14 protein-coding genes and 1 pseudogene are annotated in these 15,261 nt (G+C 55.8%); all 15 read right to left on the bottom strand.

Features of this window, described 5'->3' with window-relative positions; all coding sequences use genetic code 11:
• Window positions 1-15: 15 nt before the first annotated feature.
• Entirely contained in the window at window positions 16-3,669 is a 3,654-nt protein-coding gene (locus C162_RS30025) for a putative baseplate assembly protein (protein WP_036701062.1), read from the bottom strand.
• Window positions 3,669-4,064 carry a GPW/gp25 family protein gene (locus C162_RS30020; protein WP_036701060.1) on the bottom strand — a complete coding sequence of 132 codons (396 nt, stop codon included), beginning with the start codon at window positions 4,062-4,064 and terminating at the stop codon, window positions 3,669-3,671. The genes C162_RS30025 and C162_RS30020 overlap by 1 nt, the downstream gene beginning before the upstream one ends.
• A gap of 3 nt (window positions 4,065-4,067) precedes the next feature.
• Complete coding sequence (locus C162_RS30015) at window positions 4,068-4,463, bottom strand: PAAR domain-containing protein (protein ID WP_036701058.1); 396 nt, start codon at window positions 4,461-4,463, stop codon at window positions 4,068-4,070.
• 16 nt (window positions 4,464-4,479) lie between these two features.
• A complete protein-coding gene (locus C162_RS30010; protein WP_051494044.1) occupies window positions 4,480-5,199 on the bottom strand; it encodes a phage baseplate assembly protein V in 720 nt (239 codons plus the stop codon).
• A complete protein-coding gene (locus tag C162_RS30005) occupies window positions 5,196-6,239 on the bottom strand; it encodes a phage late control D family protein (RefSeq protein WP_036701056.1) in 1,044 nt (347 codons plus the stop codon). The genes C162_RS30010 and C162_RS30005 overlap by 4 nt, the downstream gene beginning before the upstream one ends.
• Before the next feature lie 12 nt (window positions 6,240-6,251).
• Window positions 6,252-6,863: a CIS tube protein gene (locus tag C162_RS30000; RefSeq protein WP_036701053.1), complete on the bottom strand. Its 612-nt coding sequence runs from the start codon at window positions 6,861-6,863 to the stop codon at window positions 6,252-6,254.
• Window positions 6,863-8,416 (bottom strand): hypothetical protein, encoded by a 1,554-nt coding sequence (locus C162_RS29995; RefSeq protein ID WP_156949743.1) that lies wholly within the window; start codon window positions 8,414-8,416, stop codon window positions 6,863-6,865. Before C162_RS29995 ends, C162_RS30000 begins: the two co-directional genes overlap by 1 nt.
• A complete protein-coding gene (locus C162_RS29990) occupies window positions 8,416-8,892 on the bottom strand; it encodes a phage tail protein (RefSeq protein WP_036701048.1) in 477 nt (158 codons plus the stop codon). Before C162_RS29990 ends, C162_RS29995 begins: the two co-directional genes overlap by 1 nt.
• A gap of 11 nt (window positions 8,893-8,903) precedes the next feature.
• Window positions 8,904-9,089, bottom strand: coding sequence for a DUF6760 family protein (locus C162_RS37510; protein ID WP_076083189.1), 186 nt, complete (start codon window positions 9,087-9,089; stop codon window positions 8,904-8,906).
• Window positions 9,086-9,454 carry a hypothetical protein gene (locus C162_RS29985; RefSeq protein WP_036701224.1) on the bottom strand — a complete coding sequence of 123 codons (369 nt, stop codon included), beginning with the start codon at window positions 9,452-9,454 and terminating at the stop codon, window positions 9,086-9,088. Before C162_RS29985 ends, C162_RS37510 begins: the two co-directional genes overlap by 4 nt.
• Window positions 9,455-9,601: 147 nt before the next feature.
• Window positions 9,602-10,045: a phage tail protein gene (locus C162_RS29980; RefSeq protein ID WP_019910188.1), complete on the bottom strand. Its 444-nt coding sequence runs from the start codon at window positions 10,043-10,045 to the stop codon at window positions 9,602-9,604.
• Between the two features lie 23 nt (window positions 10,046-10,068).
• A complete protein-coding gene (locus C162_RS29975) occupies window positions 10,069-11,607 on the bottom strand; it encodes a phage tail sheath family protein (protein ID WP_036701046.1) in 1,539 nt (512 codons plus the stop codon).
• A gap of 216 nt (window positions 11,608-11,823) precedes the next feature.
• Window positions 11,824-12,396 (bottom strand): DUF4255 domain-containing protein, encoded by a 573-nt coding sequence (locus tag C162_RS29970; protein WP_036701045.1) that lies wholly within the window; start codon window positions 12,394-12,396, stop codon window positions 11,824-11,826.
• A 2-nt stretch (window positions 12,397-12,398) separates the two neighbouring features.
• Window positions 12,399-14,780 carry an ATP-binding protein gene (locus C162_RS29965; protein WP_036701043.1) on the bottom strand — a complete coding sequence of 794 codons (2,382 nt, stop codon included), beginning with the start codon at window positions 14,778-14,780 and terminating at the stop codon, window positions 12,399-12,401.
• A gap of 169 nt (window positions 14,781-14,949) precedes the next feature.
• Window positions 14,950-15,261: pseudogene (locus tag C162_RS36445) on the bottom strand (hypothetical protein); the annotation flags it as partial.

Genomic DNA, 15,261 nt, shown 5'->3' with positions numbered 1-15,261 from the left:
TCCTCCTTTCTGTAGTTACGGCTCCAAAGGATTACAATGCGGACACCGCACCACTGTGTCCGGAATACCGGACAGCCCCGTCAGATACCTCCGCTCTTCCCTGCGGATAGTCTCCAGCCCGCACGCTGCCGTGGTTGCGGTCAAATCATGCAGCAGGCCCGCCCGCTTATCCATAAGATACGGAAAGGGATGTTCCTCCGGCTTGTTCACCAGATGCAGCCCGCCGCAGATCAGCTCATCCTCTTCCAGATGAATATTGCCGCTGGTGAGGGTACGGATCTTGAGCGGTGTGGTGTTGATGTATTCATCCGTCCGGCTCAGGAAGACAATATCCTTCTCCTCGAATACAGCGGTCTTCACAACAAAGGTTACCGCTCCCGAATCCAGCCTACTCAGGATATACGTCCGGACCGTCAGATCATCCGTAAGATCAAATTCCAGATCGCTGCCCTCGGGATAGCTCTCTGCAAGCGGTTCTTCGTCAAGGGTCTGGCATTCGAGCATGTCACCGTCGATGGTGAGGACAATCAGCTCTACCGGCTTCCGGGATCTGTAGCGGAGCCTGATGATTCCGTTCTCCTTGAACCCTCTGAGCACCAGCGATTTCACTTCATCCCCGGCATCCACCGCCTCGGCAAGAGCAAATTGAAGCGCGTTGTCCTCAGAACGGACCAGACTGTATTTCGGATAAGCGGCCTGTGGCTTATACGGCCCGTTCTCAAGCGGCTCCAGCTTCAGCGTGAAGCATTGCACTGAAGCTTTGACGAGCACATCCGATACATAGTCAACACCCGGCGTATTCTTAATCACGGCATAGACCTCGGAGACATACAGGTTCTGTCCCAGCTCCCAGCCCTTGTTCCCGTCTGCGCCCTTCAGCGGATGAAAAAACTGCTTCAGGTTGTCAATGATCCGTCCCTCAGCTACCTTCCGCTGGTCCAGAGAGGTAAAGACTACGGTTGCCTCCACAGCAGTACGGACATAGTCCGGGCCAATGACTTCAATCCGCGGCTCGGCGGTGTTTAGAGGGGCTGAGATCCGTTCACACAGATAGGCTTCAATCTCACTGCGCAATTCCTGGCTCGGGACCGGCCTCGGATCATCCGTCTCCGGCACCACGATCAGGGTAGCTCTACCCGGGGTGAAATCCAGCTCCCGGTTCATAGCACTAAGACATTTCACCTTGGCGATCTGAGGCATCGCCTCGCGCACCAGCCATTCCATGTCCTCAGCAGTTACGCCCCTGTTCCAGCTCTTCAGCGTATGCGGCCCGCGAAGCTCAGCCTGCTCTGCTTCCTCCTGATCGAAGCCGCCGTCCGCCGCCACCGGATTAGTTACGGAATCCAGCCAGCTGTAGCTGTCCCATATCCGGGATACCGAGCCTGCAGCTACATTCCCGGACGCTCCGCCGCCATGCTTGTAGTCACACACGATGTTGTCTGTGCCCATAGGCGGAATCATTCCGCTCCGTCCATCCCCGAACATGATCATTCCGGTGCTTCTGTCCAGCATATAGTGCCTTGAATCTGAACCGGATACGGAGAACGTATTGACTTCCTCCCACGGTATCCATGTCCCCTGACCTGTGGCTTCCCGGACCTTGAGAAGCTGGCCGGGCAGCACGGGTATTTTGGACAACTGAACGGTCTGATTCTCCTCACCGTTGCTGGAGCCCAGAAGCTCTCCCGCAGCGGTATTGGAATTGCGGGCCCAGACCGCGTTAGCGAGAATAGCGTCCACCTGCGGGACTATCTCGAACCGGCCTTCATCCAGCCGGGCACGTATCCAGTATTGCTCCGTGCCGAACAGCGGCCGTCTCGCAATATCTCCCGGCACGGCAAACTGCAGAATCTCCCTGCGGGTGAAGCCTCTGATCTCATCATTCACGCTGAGCGTCAGCCATCTTCTGCTGTCCCAATACTCCCACGCCACTACCGGACGTCCCAGCTGTTCACCGGTTAGCGGAAAGAAGAGCGACACGGGCAGATCGCTGATATCACGGTCAAAGCCCAGGTAGAAGGTCGGCTCCGTCTCGGTGCACGGATAGAAGGGCTTGAAATATTCGCCTTCGTTGCGGCAGGCCGCCGACTTGTCAGCGAAGCTGAAGTTATTCTCTGTAAGCACGGTCTGCGGGTGCGCCTCCAGTGTGTAGCTGTAGGCTATACTGAGCTTACGGATGGAAGGCGGCGCGTATGTGGCCTGGGTCACCTTGAGCTTGGCTACATTGATGCTGCCTTCTCCCAGCTTGACCTCTTCATCCTGATATTCGTATTTCGCATCCTCGCCGTAATTCCCGCCGGTGATGCGGGCCCGGACCCAGTACTGCTCTTCACCGCCCAGCGTCAGCTTCTGGATACCCGGACAGACGAAGCTCAGCGTTCCGCTGGCAGTAAGGCTGCTGACCGCACGGAGGGCAGCGCCGCCATAAGCTGCACCGCCTTCGTCCGTTCTCTCCTCAAGACCGGTGATCGCAAGCCATTCCTGCCCGTTCCAATATTCCCAGCCGATTCTCACATACGGTGTGTCCGGCAGCTTGCTGATCTCCGGCTCTGACAGCTCCACCCTCAGCGTAATTCGGGCACCCGGCTTCGAGAAGGCCTCCCCGCAGGCGATATAGAACGTATCATTGATTCTGGGCTTGTCCCCCAGCGGATAATAATCCTTGCCCATATCCAGCAGGTTCCCATTATTCACCGTCACATCCGGCGGGAGCGGCTGCGGACTCACCACGTTAAGCTCCAGGCGGATATCTTCGATATCCGGCATTTGCGTACCGGCAGTTATGGGCCTCTTCAGCTCAGCGAAAATCCATTTGCCCGGCCATTCCCGCAGCACCCCGGACGGTTCGTACCCGGCCAGCGTCTTCGTATGCACGCCAGTCAGCCGGTCGAACCGGACCACCGCCCTCCACAGAGCATCTTCGTCCTCTTGTGCTTCGGCTATCGAGGAAGGATACAGCTGCACAGAATTCCCTTCATCATCGAAACAGAACCAGTCGATATGGTTCAGCAGATCTCCGGTTCTATCCTGCTCCGGCGCGGCCTTGCTCAACGCGGCTGCATCCGGCTTGTTGAAATAGACCGATAAGCTGCTGCCCGCTTCCTGGAATCCGAGCAACTCTGTATGTCCCAGATACAATCTGTGGACAACTGTCGAATCCCCCCTGAACAGCCGGGCAGGTCTGCCGGCAGCTCCCCCGGCTAGCAGATGATCCTGATTGCTCCACTGGTCCTCCTGCGGATCGAGACTCACCGCCCGGACAGGCTGCGCCATAATGACGGTCAAATCCTTATCCGTCTCAAAAACTACCTCCGCCCCCTGCTCCGGCTGGGCGGATACCCGGGTTCCGGCCGGAACCGTGTTATAGCTGCCCGAATCCGGCTTCAGCCGGAAGAGCAGCGGAACTTTGGCAGCACGGGGCGGAGTAGGATGAATGCCGATCAGATTCAGGAAGGAGGTGAAATTCTTCGCAGGCGCCTGATTCAGTCGGCTGATTACTTTGCCCATCATCCCGGTGAAGATATGGACCAGGGCATCTGCCTTCTTGTCTGCCTCAAGCTCCGTCACATCCGTCCATTCCCGGCTGCAGTATTGGTAGATTAAGCGTCGTAGCTCGGGAACCAGCTGTTCCTGTTCCCGTTTATCAATAATAGGCATTTGGTTTGGCATTATTTCCCCACGCTTTCAAGGAAGAATGGATAGACCAGATTATATTTGCTGTTGCTGGCCCTGATTGAATAGTCAATGGACACCTCAAGCTCGGAGCGGTCTGAGCGCGGGGTGACCGTAATGTCGTCCACTTCAATGCGCGGCTCCCAGTTCTGCAAGGCTTCTTCAATGAAGCTTCGCAGCAAGGTTGCAGTGCTCATGGTATTGGGTGAGAACACCAGCTCGTTCAGTCTGCAGCCGAAATCCGGCCGCATGACCCGCTCGCCGCGGGCCGTTGACAGAATCAGAATAATGGATTCCCGGATGGAGTCTTCTCCACCGGAGGATCGGACGCTGCCCCGCTGGACAGCAAGCGGATACGTCCAGCCCCGTCCCAAAAAATCTACAACTTCCATCTCTCAGCCTCCTAGTAAGACCGTCCCCGCAGCAGACACTTTCCCTGCCGGAAGGTCGGCCGGATCATTGCATGTCACCGCCGGATCACCGTTTCTGGCAGCCTTTTTCCCGTTGATGAATACTGTTGTGCTTCCGGCGCTGATGGTCCCCTTATTGGTCGGCGGCTTCTGAAACGGGCCTCCCTGCGGAACATGAGCCGGCGTATTCGTAGCCGTAGAATCCACAGTGGCTGCCGGCTGCCCCATAATCTTGACATTTGTGCTCAGCGCACCGTCCAGAATCCCCGTGAAGGGATGCGGCAACGGGGTGGGAACCAGGCCTCCACCGGCCGGAAGCATGACGATATGCGTATCGGTCGCCAGAATCCGGTCCCCTTGCTTCGCTGCTGGCTGGCCCATAGAGGGCACCCCCTCTCTAATTAATGTTGACCACAGATCCTTTGATCGTCATACTGGCGGCGGCTTTGACCTCCATCCCGGCCGAAGCTTCGATAGCGGTACCCGCCGATGATTTCATTGCAATGGATTTGGCGGACAGGGACAGCTTGCCTCCCGCCGAGATTTCAATATCTGCACCAGCGGATACCGATACCTTATTCGCCTTCGTATCCAGGATGATCCGGTTCTTGCCTGACTTGTCGCTAATATGGATCTGCTCCGCGCCGCCCTTGTCATCCAGCTTGATTACGTGGCCCTTGGCGGAGGTAAGCGTGATGCTCTCTTCCCCCTTGGTATCGGCGAACTGCAGAACATGCCCGCTGCGGGATTTGAACAGGCGGATATTATTCTTGCCATCCTTGTTGGTCTCCGGCGGTATGTCTTTGCCATTCCACAAGGAGCCAATGATATAGGGGCGGTTGACATCCCCGTTCTCAAAAGCTACCAGCACCTCATCCTCCACCTCCGGCAGGCAAAACGCTCCCCGCTCCTTCCCGGCCATCCAGGACGCCATGCGCGCCCAGTTGGATTCCGGCATCCCCATCAGCGGGATCTTCACCTTCACCAATCCGGGGCCGGGCTTGTCCGCATGGTTCGTAGAGTCATTATTGATGACAATCCCCACCATTACGCCGAAGATCCGTCCCTCGTTCATGATGCTGTCCATAAAATTACTAATTCCGGGTCCTTCACTCATAGGCCAGTCCTCTTCACCTTGAACGTCGTGGTATAGCCCTTGCTGTCGATCTTGTGAACCGTGGCAACAATGTAATAAATTCCGCTGAAGCGCTCGCCCAGACCCATCAGCTTCACCGTCTGTCCTGCCCGGAGCTTCGGGTTCCCCCAGCACATGCCTTCCCCGGCAATGAACTCGCGCAGGCGGCTGTTGTAAGCAGCGGCGGCCAGCACCTTGGCTTCGTTCATATCCAGCAGATTCTCGGCCATAATGACAATCGGTGATTCCCCGACCGCTGCTGTGCTGATGGTGAAGCCGCCTTCCTTCCCGCCCATTCTGGTCGTCTCTTCCCCGCTCTTAGCGATAGCCTCAAGCTCCTTCTTCTCCTTCACATCCCAGCCCTTAAGCGTCACCTTACTCCCCCGGGTAAGGGCCCTCAGCTCCAGGTTCAGCCGTTCAAAATCCTTCTTGAAGCTCATCTCCGGCAGCACCGGGGCCTTCACGGACCGCGACTTGACGAAATGCAGCTTCTTATCTGCCGCGAACAGCTCATAATCAAGCAGGGCTGCCCGCTCCAGCAGAAATTCATAGTTGCTCTGATTATTCTGGTAGAGGTAGGGATACACCGTTCCGGTATCCTCCACCACAGGGGTCAATCCATGCTCCTTGGCGATTTCCCCCGCAATATCACTATCCTTCTTCTTCAGAAAAGCTTTGCTTCTCGTCCCCATACGCAGCCGGTGCAGCAGATCATATCCGCGGATATCCAGCACCGAGTGCTCCGCAAAGTTCAGATCCAGCGAGGTAATCTCCCCGCTGATCATCGGCTCCGGCTGGTCGAGTCCAAGGGAGAGCTTCAGCTGGTCGCCCGGCTTCAGGCTCGTCAGATCTGTTCCCCGCCACATGCCGCTTCCGGCATTCACCATATTCATCTGGATAGAGAATACCGCCGGCAGATTAAGCTCATCCTCCAGCGTGACGCCTTCCACTGCCGCTGTCAGTTCAGCGGACAGCTTGCTTCCGTTCAGCTCAATTTTGTAATTCGCTACACTGGTGCCCATGCAATCCCCGCCTTAATCCGGGATAACCAGAGTTCTCCCGATATCATTTTTGCCAGGAAAGCCAACCGGATTGGCGATCCTGTTCAGCTCGGCAATTCTGCGCCAGGCCAGCGGCTCCTTCAGCGCCTCATTCGCAATGAGGTCGAGCCGGTCCCCGCTTTTGACCACCCACAGCTTCCGGCAGGCATTCAAGCCCTGGCTGTCCTCCACCGACTTATCCGGCTCATCTGTAATGAAGGTCACATCCAGCAGCGAGCGGACAGGCGTGCCGTTATCCATGAACATCGTGAACTTCTGCTCGATCTTGCTCAGCAAGCCGCGGTAGGTGAAGCCGCCCCAGACGAACATGCACACCGGCGGTTTTTTCGTGCTTTTGCCGCTGACCTTAGGATCAAGCAGCGAGGTCAGCTGCCGGGTCTTCTTGCGGACATCCTTGCGCTGCTCATAGGTATCGTAGAACAAGGAGACCTTGAACTCCGGTGTCTCTGTAATCTGGAATTGCTTGTTATTCTTCTCCCCGGTATATTTGCCTTCAAAAGAAACGGTGTACTCATTGGGGTTAAACATCACCTCAATGGCTCCGACGGGCATATCCAGAGGAATGATCTTCGCTTTCTCCGCCATTATCTTAGCCCCCTCCGATCCTTGCGTATGGCCATTCTCTTCTCCAGCACCTGATAGACCCGCTCAGCCAGCTGATTCAGCTCTGCTGCATTCATGACCGGCGGCGGAACGGCCTTGGTGAAGGTCTGCGCCGGAGGCTCTGCCGCATGTTCCTGCAGCACCCGCTCCAGCTGCTGTTGCATGGGCTCCGGCAGAGCCGCGCGCGGTGCTTCAGGCTTCCGCAATACCAGGCGGCTAAGACTGGCGGCAGGCTGAAGGTCCGGTTCATAAGCAGGGCCATCCGCCCTAAGCGGACTGGCCGGCCTTCTTCGCTGCGGGGCGGACGGAAGCACTGTCCGGTCCGCAGCGTAGATCAGGCTGGCCTCCACCGGAGCCGCAGGTCCCGGCCCTCTTGGAGCTGCCCGTCCTGCGGCTCCAGCCGTTCGCGCAGAAGCCGCCTGCCCGGCCGCAGCTGGTGCACCTGACGCGCCCCCAAGCGGCAGCAGGATCTGCGGCTGCGCCAGCTGAAATGACTTCATCGGCTGCCTCTGATGAACCGTACTAACGGCAGCGGGCAGCGGGCTCAGAAGCTCCTGCCTGCTCTCCAGCTGCTCAAGCGTTGCCGTCAGCTGCTGACCTAAGCCGAGCTGAAGGCTGGTACTTACGCTTGAATGCGGAAGCGACAGATTACCGGGCTTGAAGCTTAGCGTGGGAGTCTTAAGCTGTGCTTCCACAGCGGTCCCGGCTGAGCCTGGGACGGTCTCCCGTTCATGCTTCAATGCTTGTGCCCGTACCGGATGCCCTGGCTGCTGCCTCAAGGGCTGTGCTTCCGCTCCGGTATCCCGTTCTTGCTTAAGGCCATAGCTCCGCAGCAGCTGCATTACCTGAACCAGCTGATGATGATGATTAATTGCATGTGCCGGTCTGCCTGTTATCCTGTCTTGCTGCCCTGGAAGGACAGAAGCAGTCCGCAGATCGCCTCTGGTCTGACGGTCTCTCTGGCTTCTTTCGCCAGTAGCGCCTGAAGGCAGTGGCTTCAGAACAGACAACCCGGACGGTGCAGAGACTTGCGCCGGTCTTGATCCGGCAGGCTGAACAGTTACAGGTTCAGCCGGATGAAGTGCTGCATTCTGTATGCGATACTCCGTTGTTACCTGATGTTTATTACTTCTATGCTGCCAGACTCTCTCTTGCAGCACCTGTACGGAGTTAAGTCGTCCGGCTGCTGAATGAAGCCCGCTCCGCAGATCCTCAGCTTGACCAGGAGAAGCAGATGGAGCGCTTAGTCCAGGCCTGATGCCGCTTTGAGTCACCAACAGGATGCGGCTTGCCGGTCCCGGCTGTACCTTCTCTGGCACTACCTTATAATAGAATGTCTGATGGATATGGTTGGTCACCAGGTCCGTACGCTGCAATGTCTCCGGCTGCGCAGCATATAGCGGATCGTGCCGCAGGATCAGACTCTTCAGCTTGCTCCGCCAGCGGGTCAAGCCGTATTTTGCCAGAATCGATTGAATGAACTCAGTCTGCTTCTGATTCGCAGGAGCTGCCGCCATCCGAATACTCCGGCTCATTACCGGTACCTGTACAGCCCGTTGTGAGTCAGAACCAGGCTCTCAACGGCTACCGCGCTGCTGCTGGCGTTGAACGCCGGTCCTTCCCACTTGATGGGGCAGGCTTCGATGAAGTTCCACCACACCTTGGGCGTGCCGGAATGATCCAAGAGACAGATGGACCCGCTGCGCCGCCGGATGACCCCGTTCACCACATTCTGATACCAGTTCCACAGATACTCATCATTCGTGACCCCGTTTTTCAGCGTCAGATCCGAGTATTTGGTCGGTCCCAGGAACACAAATTCCTTATGATTCTCACCGCCGAAGGTTTTGCGCTCCACCTGTGTCTCCACGCTAAGGCCTGAGACCTCTGAGAATCCCGCCACGGAGATCCCGTCAATTTCCACGATGAAGTTATAAGCAAGAAAGGGATCTTCCCGGTACCCGGGCACCCAGCTTCTTTTGGCGCCGATATTTAGCATATTTGCCTTCATGTTATCCTCTCCTAAGCCTCAAAGAAGTTCTTCTTCTCTTCCCCGCCACTCAGCTTCTGGTTGATCCGGCTGACTTCACTGCACCAGCGGTCCCGTTCAGCATGCTCCAGGTTCAGCACCGCCGTATAGTCCCAGTGCAGATAGTAGGTCAGAAAGGCTACCTCCTCGTAGAGGCGGTCAAGGGGGTAGCCGACTATTCCCCCGGCGGTTCCAGTTCAAGCTCGAAGCGCTGCTCACACTTGGGACACTGCGCATGAACCGCATTGCTCCCGTTCTGGTTAATCCGGTTGTACAGATCCTGCAGATAAGCAAAATCCGACGTATACAATTCTTCGATGACTCTCGGCGTAATCATGCCCAGTCCACCTAGTCCGGTGACCACTCTGGAGAGCAGAATGACTGTCAGATACGCGGGGTTCTGCTGAACCCGGGAATCCCGGAGCGGTGTAATCTCATCGGCTGCGGTAGCCAGACGCATGGTGCCCTGCTTATGCAGCGTGCCCGCTTCATCCACGTACCCTTTGGGCAGGGTGAAGCTGAATTCAGTTTGTAATAGTTCCATGTTCTCCCTCACTTCCTCATCAAGACCATCCTCATGCCTTCGCTTCCTTCCGGCGTCCCCGGCCGTGAATATGATGTCCATACCGTCCAGCTTATGTTTTGGCGTATTGCATCACATCCACAGTGACGATGACGATAAGCGGGAAGGCTATTTCACTCTGCGAACCCCTTCATGCACCAGCTCCATCGACTCGACAGAGACCTCGTTGCCTTTAGCGCTAAGGGCGCTGACATCATACTTGATCGGCCAGGCTTCGAGGATATCCCACTGCGCCTTGTCATTGCCTTCTTCATCCACCAGGATGATGGACAAGCTCTTGCGGTTTTTCAGCGCGCCTTTGTCCTCAATCGACTTGCGCCAGTTGTAGAGTTCCAGGGAGTCTGTCAGTCCCTTTTTCAAGGTAATGTTCCCGAATTTGGTCAAGCCCGACAGCTTGCGCGCATGCGGGGCATCGATGCCCTCCCGGTAATCTACAGCCTCTGTGGATGTATCCGGAATCGTTGCGTCCGCAAAGGCTGCGGTCTGAATGCCGTCAATTACAACGCGGAAGCGGTAATTGCGGTAGGGATCCAATCTTTTGCCGGTTGCCATAGCATAAATCTCCTCTCAATCTCTTATTTGGATAAGGTCTTCTGGCTGACCCGGATGACTACGAATTCAGCAGGTTTGACCGGGGCTACGCCCACTTCGATAATCAGCTGGCCGGCATCCCTTACAGCAGGCGGATTGTTCTCCTCGTCCACTTTGACGAAAAAGGCCTCTTCCTGCGTGGTTCCGTAGAGCGCACCATCTCTCCATACGCGGGTCAGGAAGGCGGTGAGATTGCGTTTGACCTTGCCCCACAGGCTCGGATCATTCGGTTCAAACACGACCCACTGGCTGCCCTCATCCAGCGACTCTTCAATGTACATCATCAGCCGCCGGACGTTGACGTAACTCCACTCCGAATCGGCGGACAACGTTCTGGCCCCCCAGACACAGATGCCTTCCGGCAAGGAGCGGATCACGTTGATGCCGCCGGGATTCAGCAGCTCCTGCTCCGCCTTCGTGATGATCTTCTCAATCCCTACTACGGAATCCAGATAGCCGTCGGTGGTGCCAGCCGGTGCTTTGTGGACACCGCGAACAGCATCGACATAAGCGTACGTACCGGCAATCGCCCCGGACGGCGGCACAAGCTTCTGCTTCCCGGTCAGCGGATCATTAATGTAGACCCAAGGATAGTACAGGGCACCGTACGACGTATTGAATGAATTGCCCGAATAATCGCCCGCCCCCTCCTTGAAATCCTTGACCTCCAGCGGGCTTAAGCCATGCGGAGGATCTACGATGAAGATGCAGTCTTTTCTCAGCTTGCAGTAATTCAGCATATCCAGGATGGTGCCCCGGCTGTACGCCATATCTGCAAGGTCTGGAGCCGCTACAATGTTGATGCCGTCAATCGTATCGAATGCGTGGATACCGGCCCGCTTGACCGCATCCCCCAGGAAGTCAATCGGGGACATCCCGTTCACACCGCCGCTGAGGGACAGGGCTGCTTCATTGAACGCCGGCGTTTTCTCCATATTCTCCAGAATGGTCAGGTCCACCAGCGGCTTCACACTGACAAAGGCGGATACCTGATTCACCTTTTCTTCAAAATTGATCAGCAGCATGTTGTCGAAGATTTCGACGATTTTGCCCTCTTCGTCTTCTCCGCTGTATTCATTATTGAAATCACTGTCCAGCAAATACTGCACAATCATCTTGAAGCCAAATTGCTGCTTGTTGGAGGACGGGCTGATCTTGACCGAAATCCGGTTGCCCCACTCCCCTTCCGAACGTGCAACTACCTTGAACAAATCCAGATTATCGGTATCACGAACCGCAAGCGAAGCCGGCCGGATATCGGTGGATGCCGCTCTCACTACGTAGCAGGAGGTGCCTCCTTCCGCAAAAAAGTTATACACGGCATAAGCCAGATAGCCATTAGGGATAAACTGACCGAACTCATTGACGAACTGGCTCCAGTTGGTGACCAGTACCGCTTTGCCGATGACCCCTTTTTCTGCGATTCCGACGAAGGCCCCGACTGAGGTGCCCACACCGGCAATCGGCTTGACCCCGCTTGAGACTTCCTCCACATATACGCCTGGCGATAAATAATTTGCCATCTCTTACCCTCCTAAAAAAGTTTAATTAGCTTCTGCTTCTGAGAGAAACCTTCGGCATAACTGGCTGAGAAAGCATAAACTAAAGTTTGATCAGCTTACACAATCCGGTTAGGCACAGCTGCCTTTGTCTGCGGAATATCCGCTAGTACGGGTGCCTTGCATGTCATTCCCTCCATGAATCACTCCCTTCACAGAAGCAGTCTCTGCCAGCTTGGTCTACATGGGATGAACGCCCAGCTCTTTCACCTCAACCCGTGGGATCAGGATCGTCTTATCCGCAGGCAGCCGCACCGGCGACACCAGATAGGACAGGCTCACCTTAGCCGGCTTCCCGGGGAACACCTCCCACAGCTGCTTGATATCCTGAATCGTCAGGTTGTTATAGGAGATCCGGATCTTCTCATTGCCGCATTCGGCCAGGTTCCCCCGCAGATCGCTGCCGCTAAGCACCGGATGCTCATGGAACAGCTGAAAGATCCGGCCCAGGATCAGCTGCTCGGTCTCCCTGTCCTTGGCGTATGGCGTGAGCAGATAGTACAAATCCAGATAAGCCGGCGGATACATGAACTCATTCTTGCTGCCGGTCTCTTCCTTCTCACTGTTGCGCATACTGGGGCTATGGCTCAAATAATACAAACACATTGAAAGCTTCATCGTTGAGCTGTCAATGTCACTCGGAGAGCCGAAGCTGATGAAGCTGTCATCGTTCAACTCAGGTACATGTGCTTTCAATAGTGCCTTCAGGCTGGTGCTGACATCTCTTATTACCGTACCTGTATCCACGGCCATGCTTATTTCACCTCGATCAGTGTGTGATAGGGCGCATAATCCGATTGCAAAAAGGTTCTGCCCAGCTTCAGATACTCCCGCTTGGCTGCCAGCATGATCTGCTTCATCCCGATGGAACAGCCTTCATGCGCCGCATAAAAGGCTGCATTCAAGGCAATGTTCTTGATGTTGCCTCCGGCCAGAATGAACTTCTCCGCCATGAAGCCATAATCCAGATCAGGATCAAGCGGCGCTCCCGCCGGGAACATTCCCCGCCAGATCCGGCCGCGCTGCTGCTGCTCCGGGAACGGGAATTCCAGCTTGAAGTGCAGCCTGCGGGCGAAGGCATCGTCCAGGTTCTGATTCAAGTTGGTCGCCAGAATCACAATTCCCGTATACTCCTCCATCTTCTGCAGCAGGTAGCTGATCTCCACATTCGCATACCGGTCATGCGCATCCTTGACCTCAGAGCGCTTGCCGAACAAGGCATCCGCTTCGTCGAAGAAGAGAATGGCATTCGAGGTCTCCGCCTCATCAAAAATCCGCGACAGATTCTTCTCGGTCTCCCCGATGTACTTGCTCACAATCTGTGAGACATCGATCTTGTAGAGTTCCAGACTCAGCTCAGTTGCAATCACCTCAGCGGCCATCGTCTTCCCGGAGCCTGGCGGCCCCGAGAACAGGATGTTCAGCCCTCTTCCGAGCGACAGCCGTCCTGCAAAGCCCCACTCTCCATAGACGAGTGCGCGGTATTTCACCTGACGGCAGATTTCCTCCAGCTGATTCAGCTGCTCTTCGGGAAGCACCAGCATGTCCCAGGTATACATGGCCTGGACCTTCGAGGCCAGTGCCTGGATTCTTCGGCTGGACTGGAAGTAACAGGCTTCGTAGAGATCCTTCGTGCTGATCCCGTTCTCCCTGAAGCCGTTCCAGACGGCGATGTTCTCACCGCCGTTCAGAGCGGCCCGGATCTGGCTTGCCGTGAAGCGGAAGCTGCCGCTGACTTCATCCAGTTCCATCTGCGGAGACAGCTTATACTCCTGACCCAAGACAGTCCACGCAGCCTTGCGGGCCGCCGCATCCGGAAAGGGCAAGTCGATCTGCATGAAGTTCAGCGGAATTCCGGTGAAGCTGATTCCCCACTGCGCTTCTCCAAGGATGAACGTCAGCGGTGCACAGTCTGCCAGCATCTCCATAAGGAGCCGGCTCTGCAGACTGTATCGGTCATCCTCTGTCACCAGGCTGTCGAAACCGGTGAAGCAGAGGGCCGTCTTCATCAGCAGCGCATGCCGGCCAAGCAGTCTCAGCATTTCGCTGAAGTCAGCCTCAGGGCGCAGCAGCTTCTCCAGATCGGCAACCAGGACAGAGAGTCCCAGGGTGCCGCAGACCTCGCGGATACCTCCCAGCTTCAGAGCCTCATCCGGACCGCTGACGTATAGCAGGCTGCTGGAGCTACCGGGGCTGCCGGCTCCGCAGCAGCTGTAATGCTTCACGAACCGCAGCAGCTTCTGCTCCAGCTCAGCCGGAAAATGGATCTGCTGCGGAAGAGGCACCGTGCTAAGCTTCGCCGCCTTCGTCAGACGCTCATCCAGCACCTCATAGCCGAGCAGCAGATTCACCGCCCAATCCTCCAGCTTCAGCGGCCGGGCGATTAACGGAATGCGGCTGTCGCCGTACTCCCCTCTTCGTTCCAGCAGCAGCTTCATCAGCGGCGCACGGACATCGAACAGCAGGCGGGCCGCCTGCCGCTCCTCCTCTGCCCCGGCGAATACCTCCAGGACCCACCCCACCGAAGGGCGCTTGTCCGACATATCATTCTGCAGGTAGGCATAGATTCGCCCGTACTTGCCGTCCAGCTCAGGCGCCAGACAAGCGACCAGGATGCTTACCTCCAGCCCTGACAGGTTAAGTGCAGAAGCCACCTCCGGGAGCATGAGCCGGGGAGCGGGACTGGGTGACTGCTCTGCTGATGGGTGGAAATTAGTCCTCAGTCTGGCAGCGATCTTCCGTTCCAGATGAGCTATTTCCGCTGTTAAGAGATTGATGTAACGCTCATCTTCCGGCTGGACATCCAGCAGACTGCGGATCTCCTCGTCCACAAGCTCCAGCTCTGCGTGCGGCTGCGGTCCTTCAAGGTACCTGAGCTTAAGCCGGAGCTCCAGCAGTTGCAGCTCTTCTGCGAGATGCTCTTGGTTCGAGCTGTAGGGCGGAGCGGGTTCGCCGCTCTCCTCTCGGGGAGCTGCTGCTTCGGAATTTGCTTCAGGAACTGCTGGTTCATGAGCGGAAGCAAGAGCAGCAACATAAGCAGCGCCTGTGCCAAGCTCGGCAGCTTCCACCCGTTCCACATCATCAGAAGCCTCCGCTGTTTCCTTTCGATAGCTTCTAGCCCATTTAATAAATTTCATCGGCAGTTCTGTCCTCACTCTATATTTTCTTGTTCATATATAAAGTAAGTTTTGGGAGGGGGATTACAACTGGGGGAAAATAAAAAACAGGTTAATCACCGGATACTTGATCCATTTGATTAACCTGTCCTGATTAAGTTGTTCTATTGTTCTTAGAAGCAAATGTGAGCTATGCCTCTGCACTGGAATAATATTGAATATATCTTTCTTTAGACGGAATTAACTCATTATCCAGCAGTTCTGTTCCGGTTAATAGCACTTTATTCTCTAATCGGGATATGAACAATACATAATAATCTCCTAATGATGGGAAGACAAATAAACCGTAATTTCTATTTTTTAATAGGCTGTTCGTTTCCCGGATCTTATCAGGCAAGAATTCATACTCCAGTTCACCGAGCGCTTCCAGTTCATCTTGTGTTGCAAGCTCTATTCCACGCTCAAACTCATAATCCAAAATATAATTTACAATTTCATTGTC

Origin of the sequence: Paenibacillus sp. FSL R7-269 (genome assembly GCF_000517865.1) — a bacterium.
Taxonomy (GTDB): Bacteria; Bacillota; Bacilli; order Paenibacillales; family Paenibacillaceae; genus Paenibacillus_AQ.
Note: the sequence above shows the minus strand (reverse complement) of the source record. Positions and strands in the feature narration are given on the sequence as shown.

What these genes read in the sequence shown, in the direction of transcription:
- C162_RS30010 (WP_051494044.1), bottom strand. Translation starts at nt 5,199, where the DNA reads ATGAGTGAAGGACCCGGAATTAGTAATTTTATGGACAGCATCATGAAC.
- C162_RS30025 (WP_036701062.1), bottom strand. Translation starts at nt 3,669, where the DNA reads ATGCCAAACCAAATGCCTATTATTGATAAACGGGAACAGGAACAGCTG.
- C162_RS30020 (WP_036701060.1), bottom strand. Translation starts at nt 4,064, where the DNA reads ATGGAAGTTGTAGATTTTTTGGGACGGGGCTGGACGTATCCGCTTGCT.
- C162_RS30005 (WP_036701056.1), bottom strand. Translation starts at nt 6,239, where the DNA reads ATGGGCACCAGTGTAGCGAATTACAAAATTGAGCTGAACGGAAGCAAG.
- C162_RS29965 (WP_036701043.1), bottom strand. Translation starts at nt 14,780, where the DNA reads ATGAAATTTATTAAATGGGCTAGAAGCTATCGAAAGGAAACAGCGGAG.
- C162_RS29970 (WP_036701045.1), bottom strand. Translation starts at nt 12,396, where the DNA reads ATGGCCGTGGATACAGGTACGGTAATAAGAGATGTCAGCACCAGCCTG.
- C162_RS29995 (WP_156949743.1), bottom strand. Translation starts at nt 8,416, where the DNA reads ATGAGCCGGAGTATTCGGATGGCGGCAGCTCCTGCGAATCAGAAGCAG.
- C162_RS29975 (WP_036701046.1), bottom strand. Translation starts at nt 11,607, where the DNA reads ATGGCAAATTATTTATCGCCAGGCGTATATGTGGAGGAAGTCTCAAGC.
- C162_RS29990 (WP_036701048.1), bottom strand. Translation starts at nt 8,892, where the DNA reads ATGAAGGCAAATATGCTAAATATCGGCGCCAAAAGAAGCTGGGTGCCC.
- C162_RS30000 (WP_036701053.1), bottom strand. Translation starts at nt 6,863, where the DNA reads ATGGCGGAGAAAGCGAAGATCATTCCTCTGGATATGCCCGTCGGAGCC.
- C162_RS29985 (WP_036701224.1), bottom strand. Translation starts at nt 9,454, where the DNA reads ATGGAACTATTACAAACTGAATTCAGCTTCACCCTGCCCAAAGGGTAC.
- C162_RS29980 (WP_019910188.1), bottom strand. Translation starts at nt 10,045, where the DNA reads ATGGCAACCGGCAAAAGATTGGATCCCTACCGCAATTACCGCTTCCGC.
- C162_RS30015 (WP_036701058.1), bottom strand. Translation starts at nt 4,463, where the DNA reads ATGGGCCAGCCAGCAGCGAAGCAAGGGGACCGGATTCTGGCGACCGAT.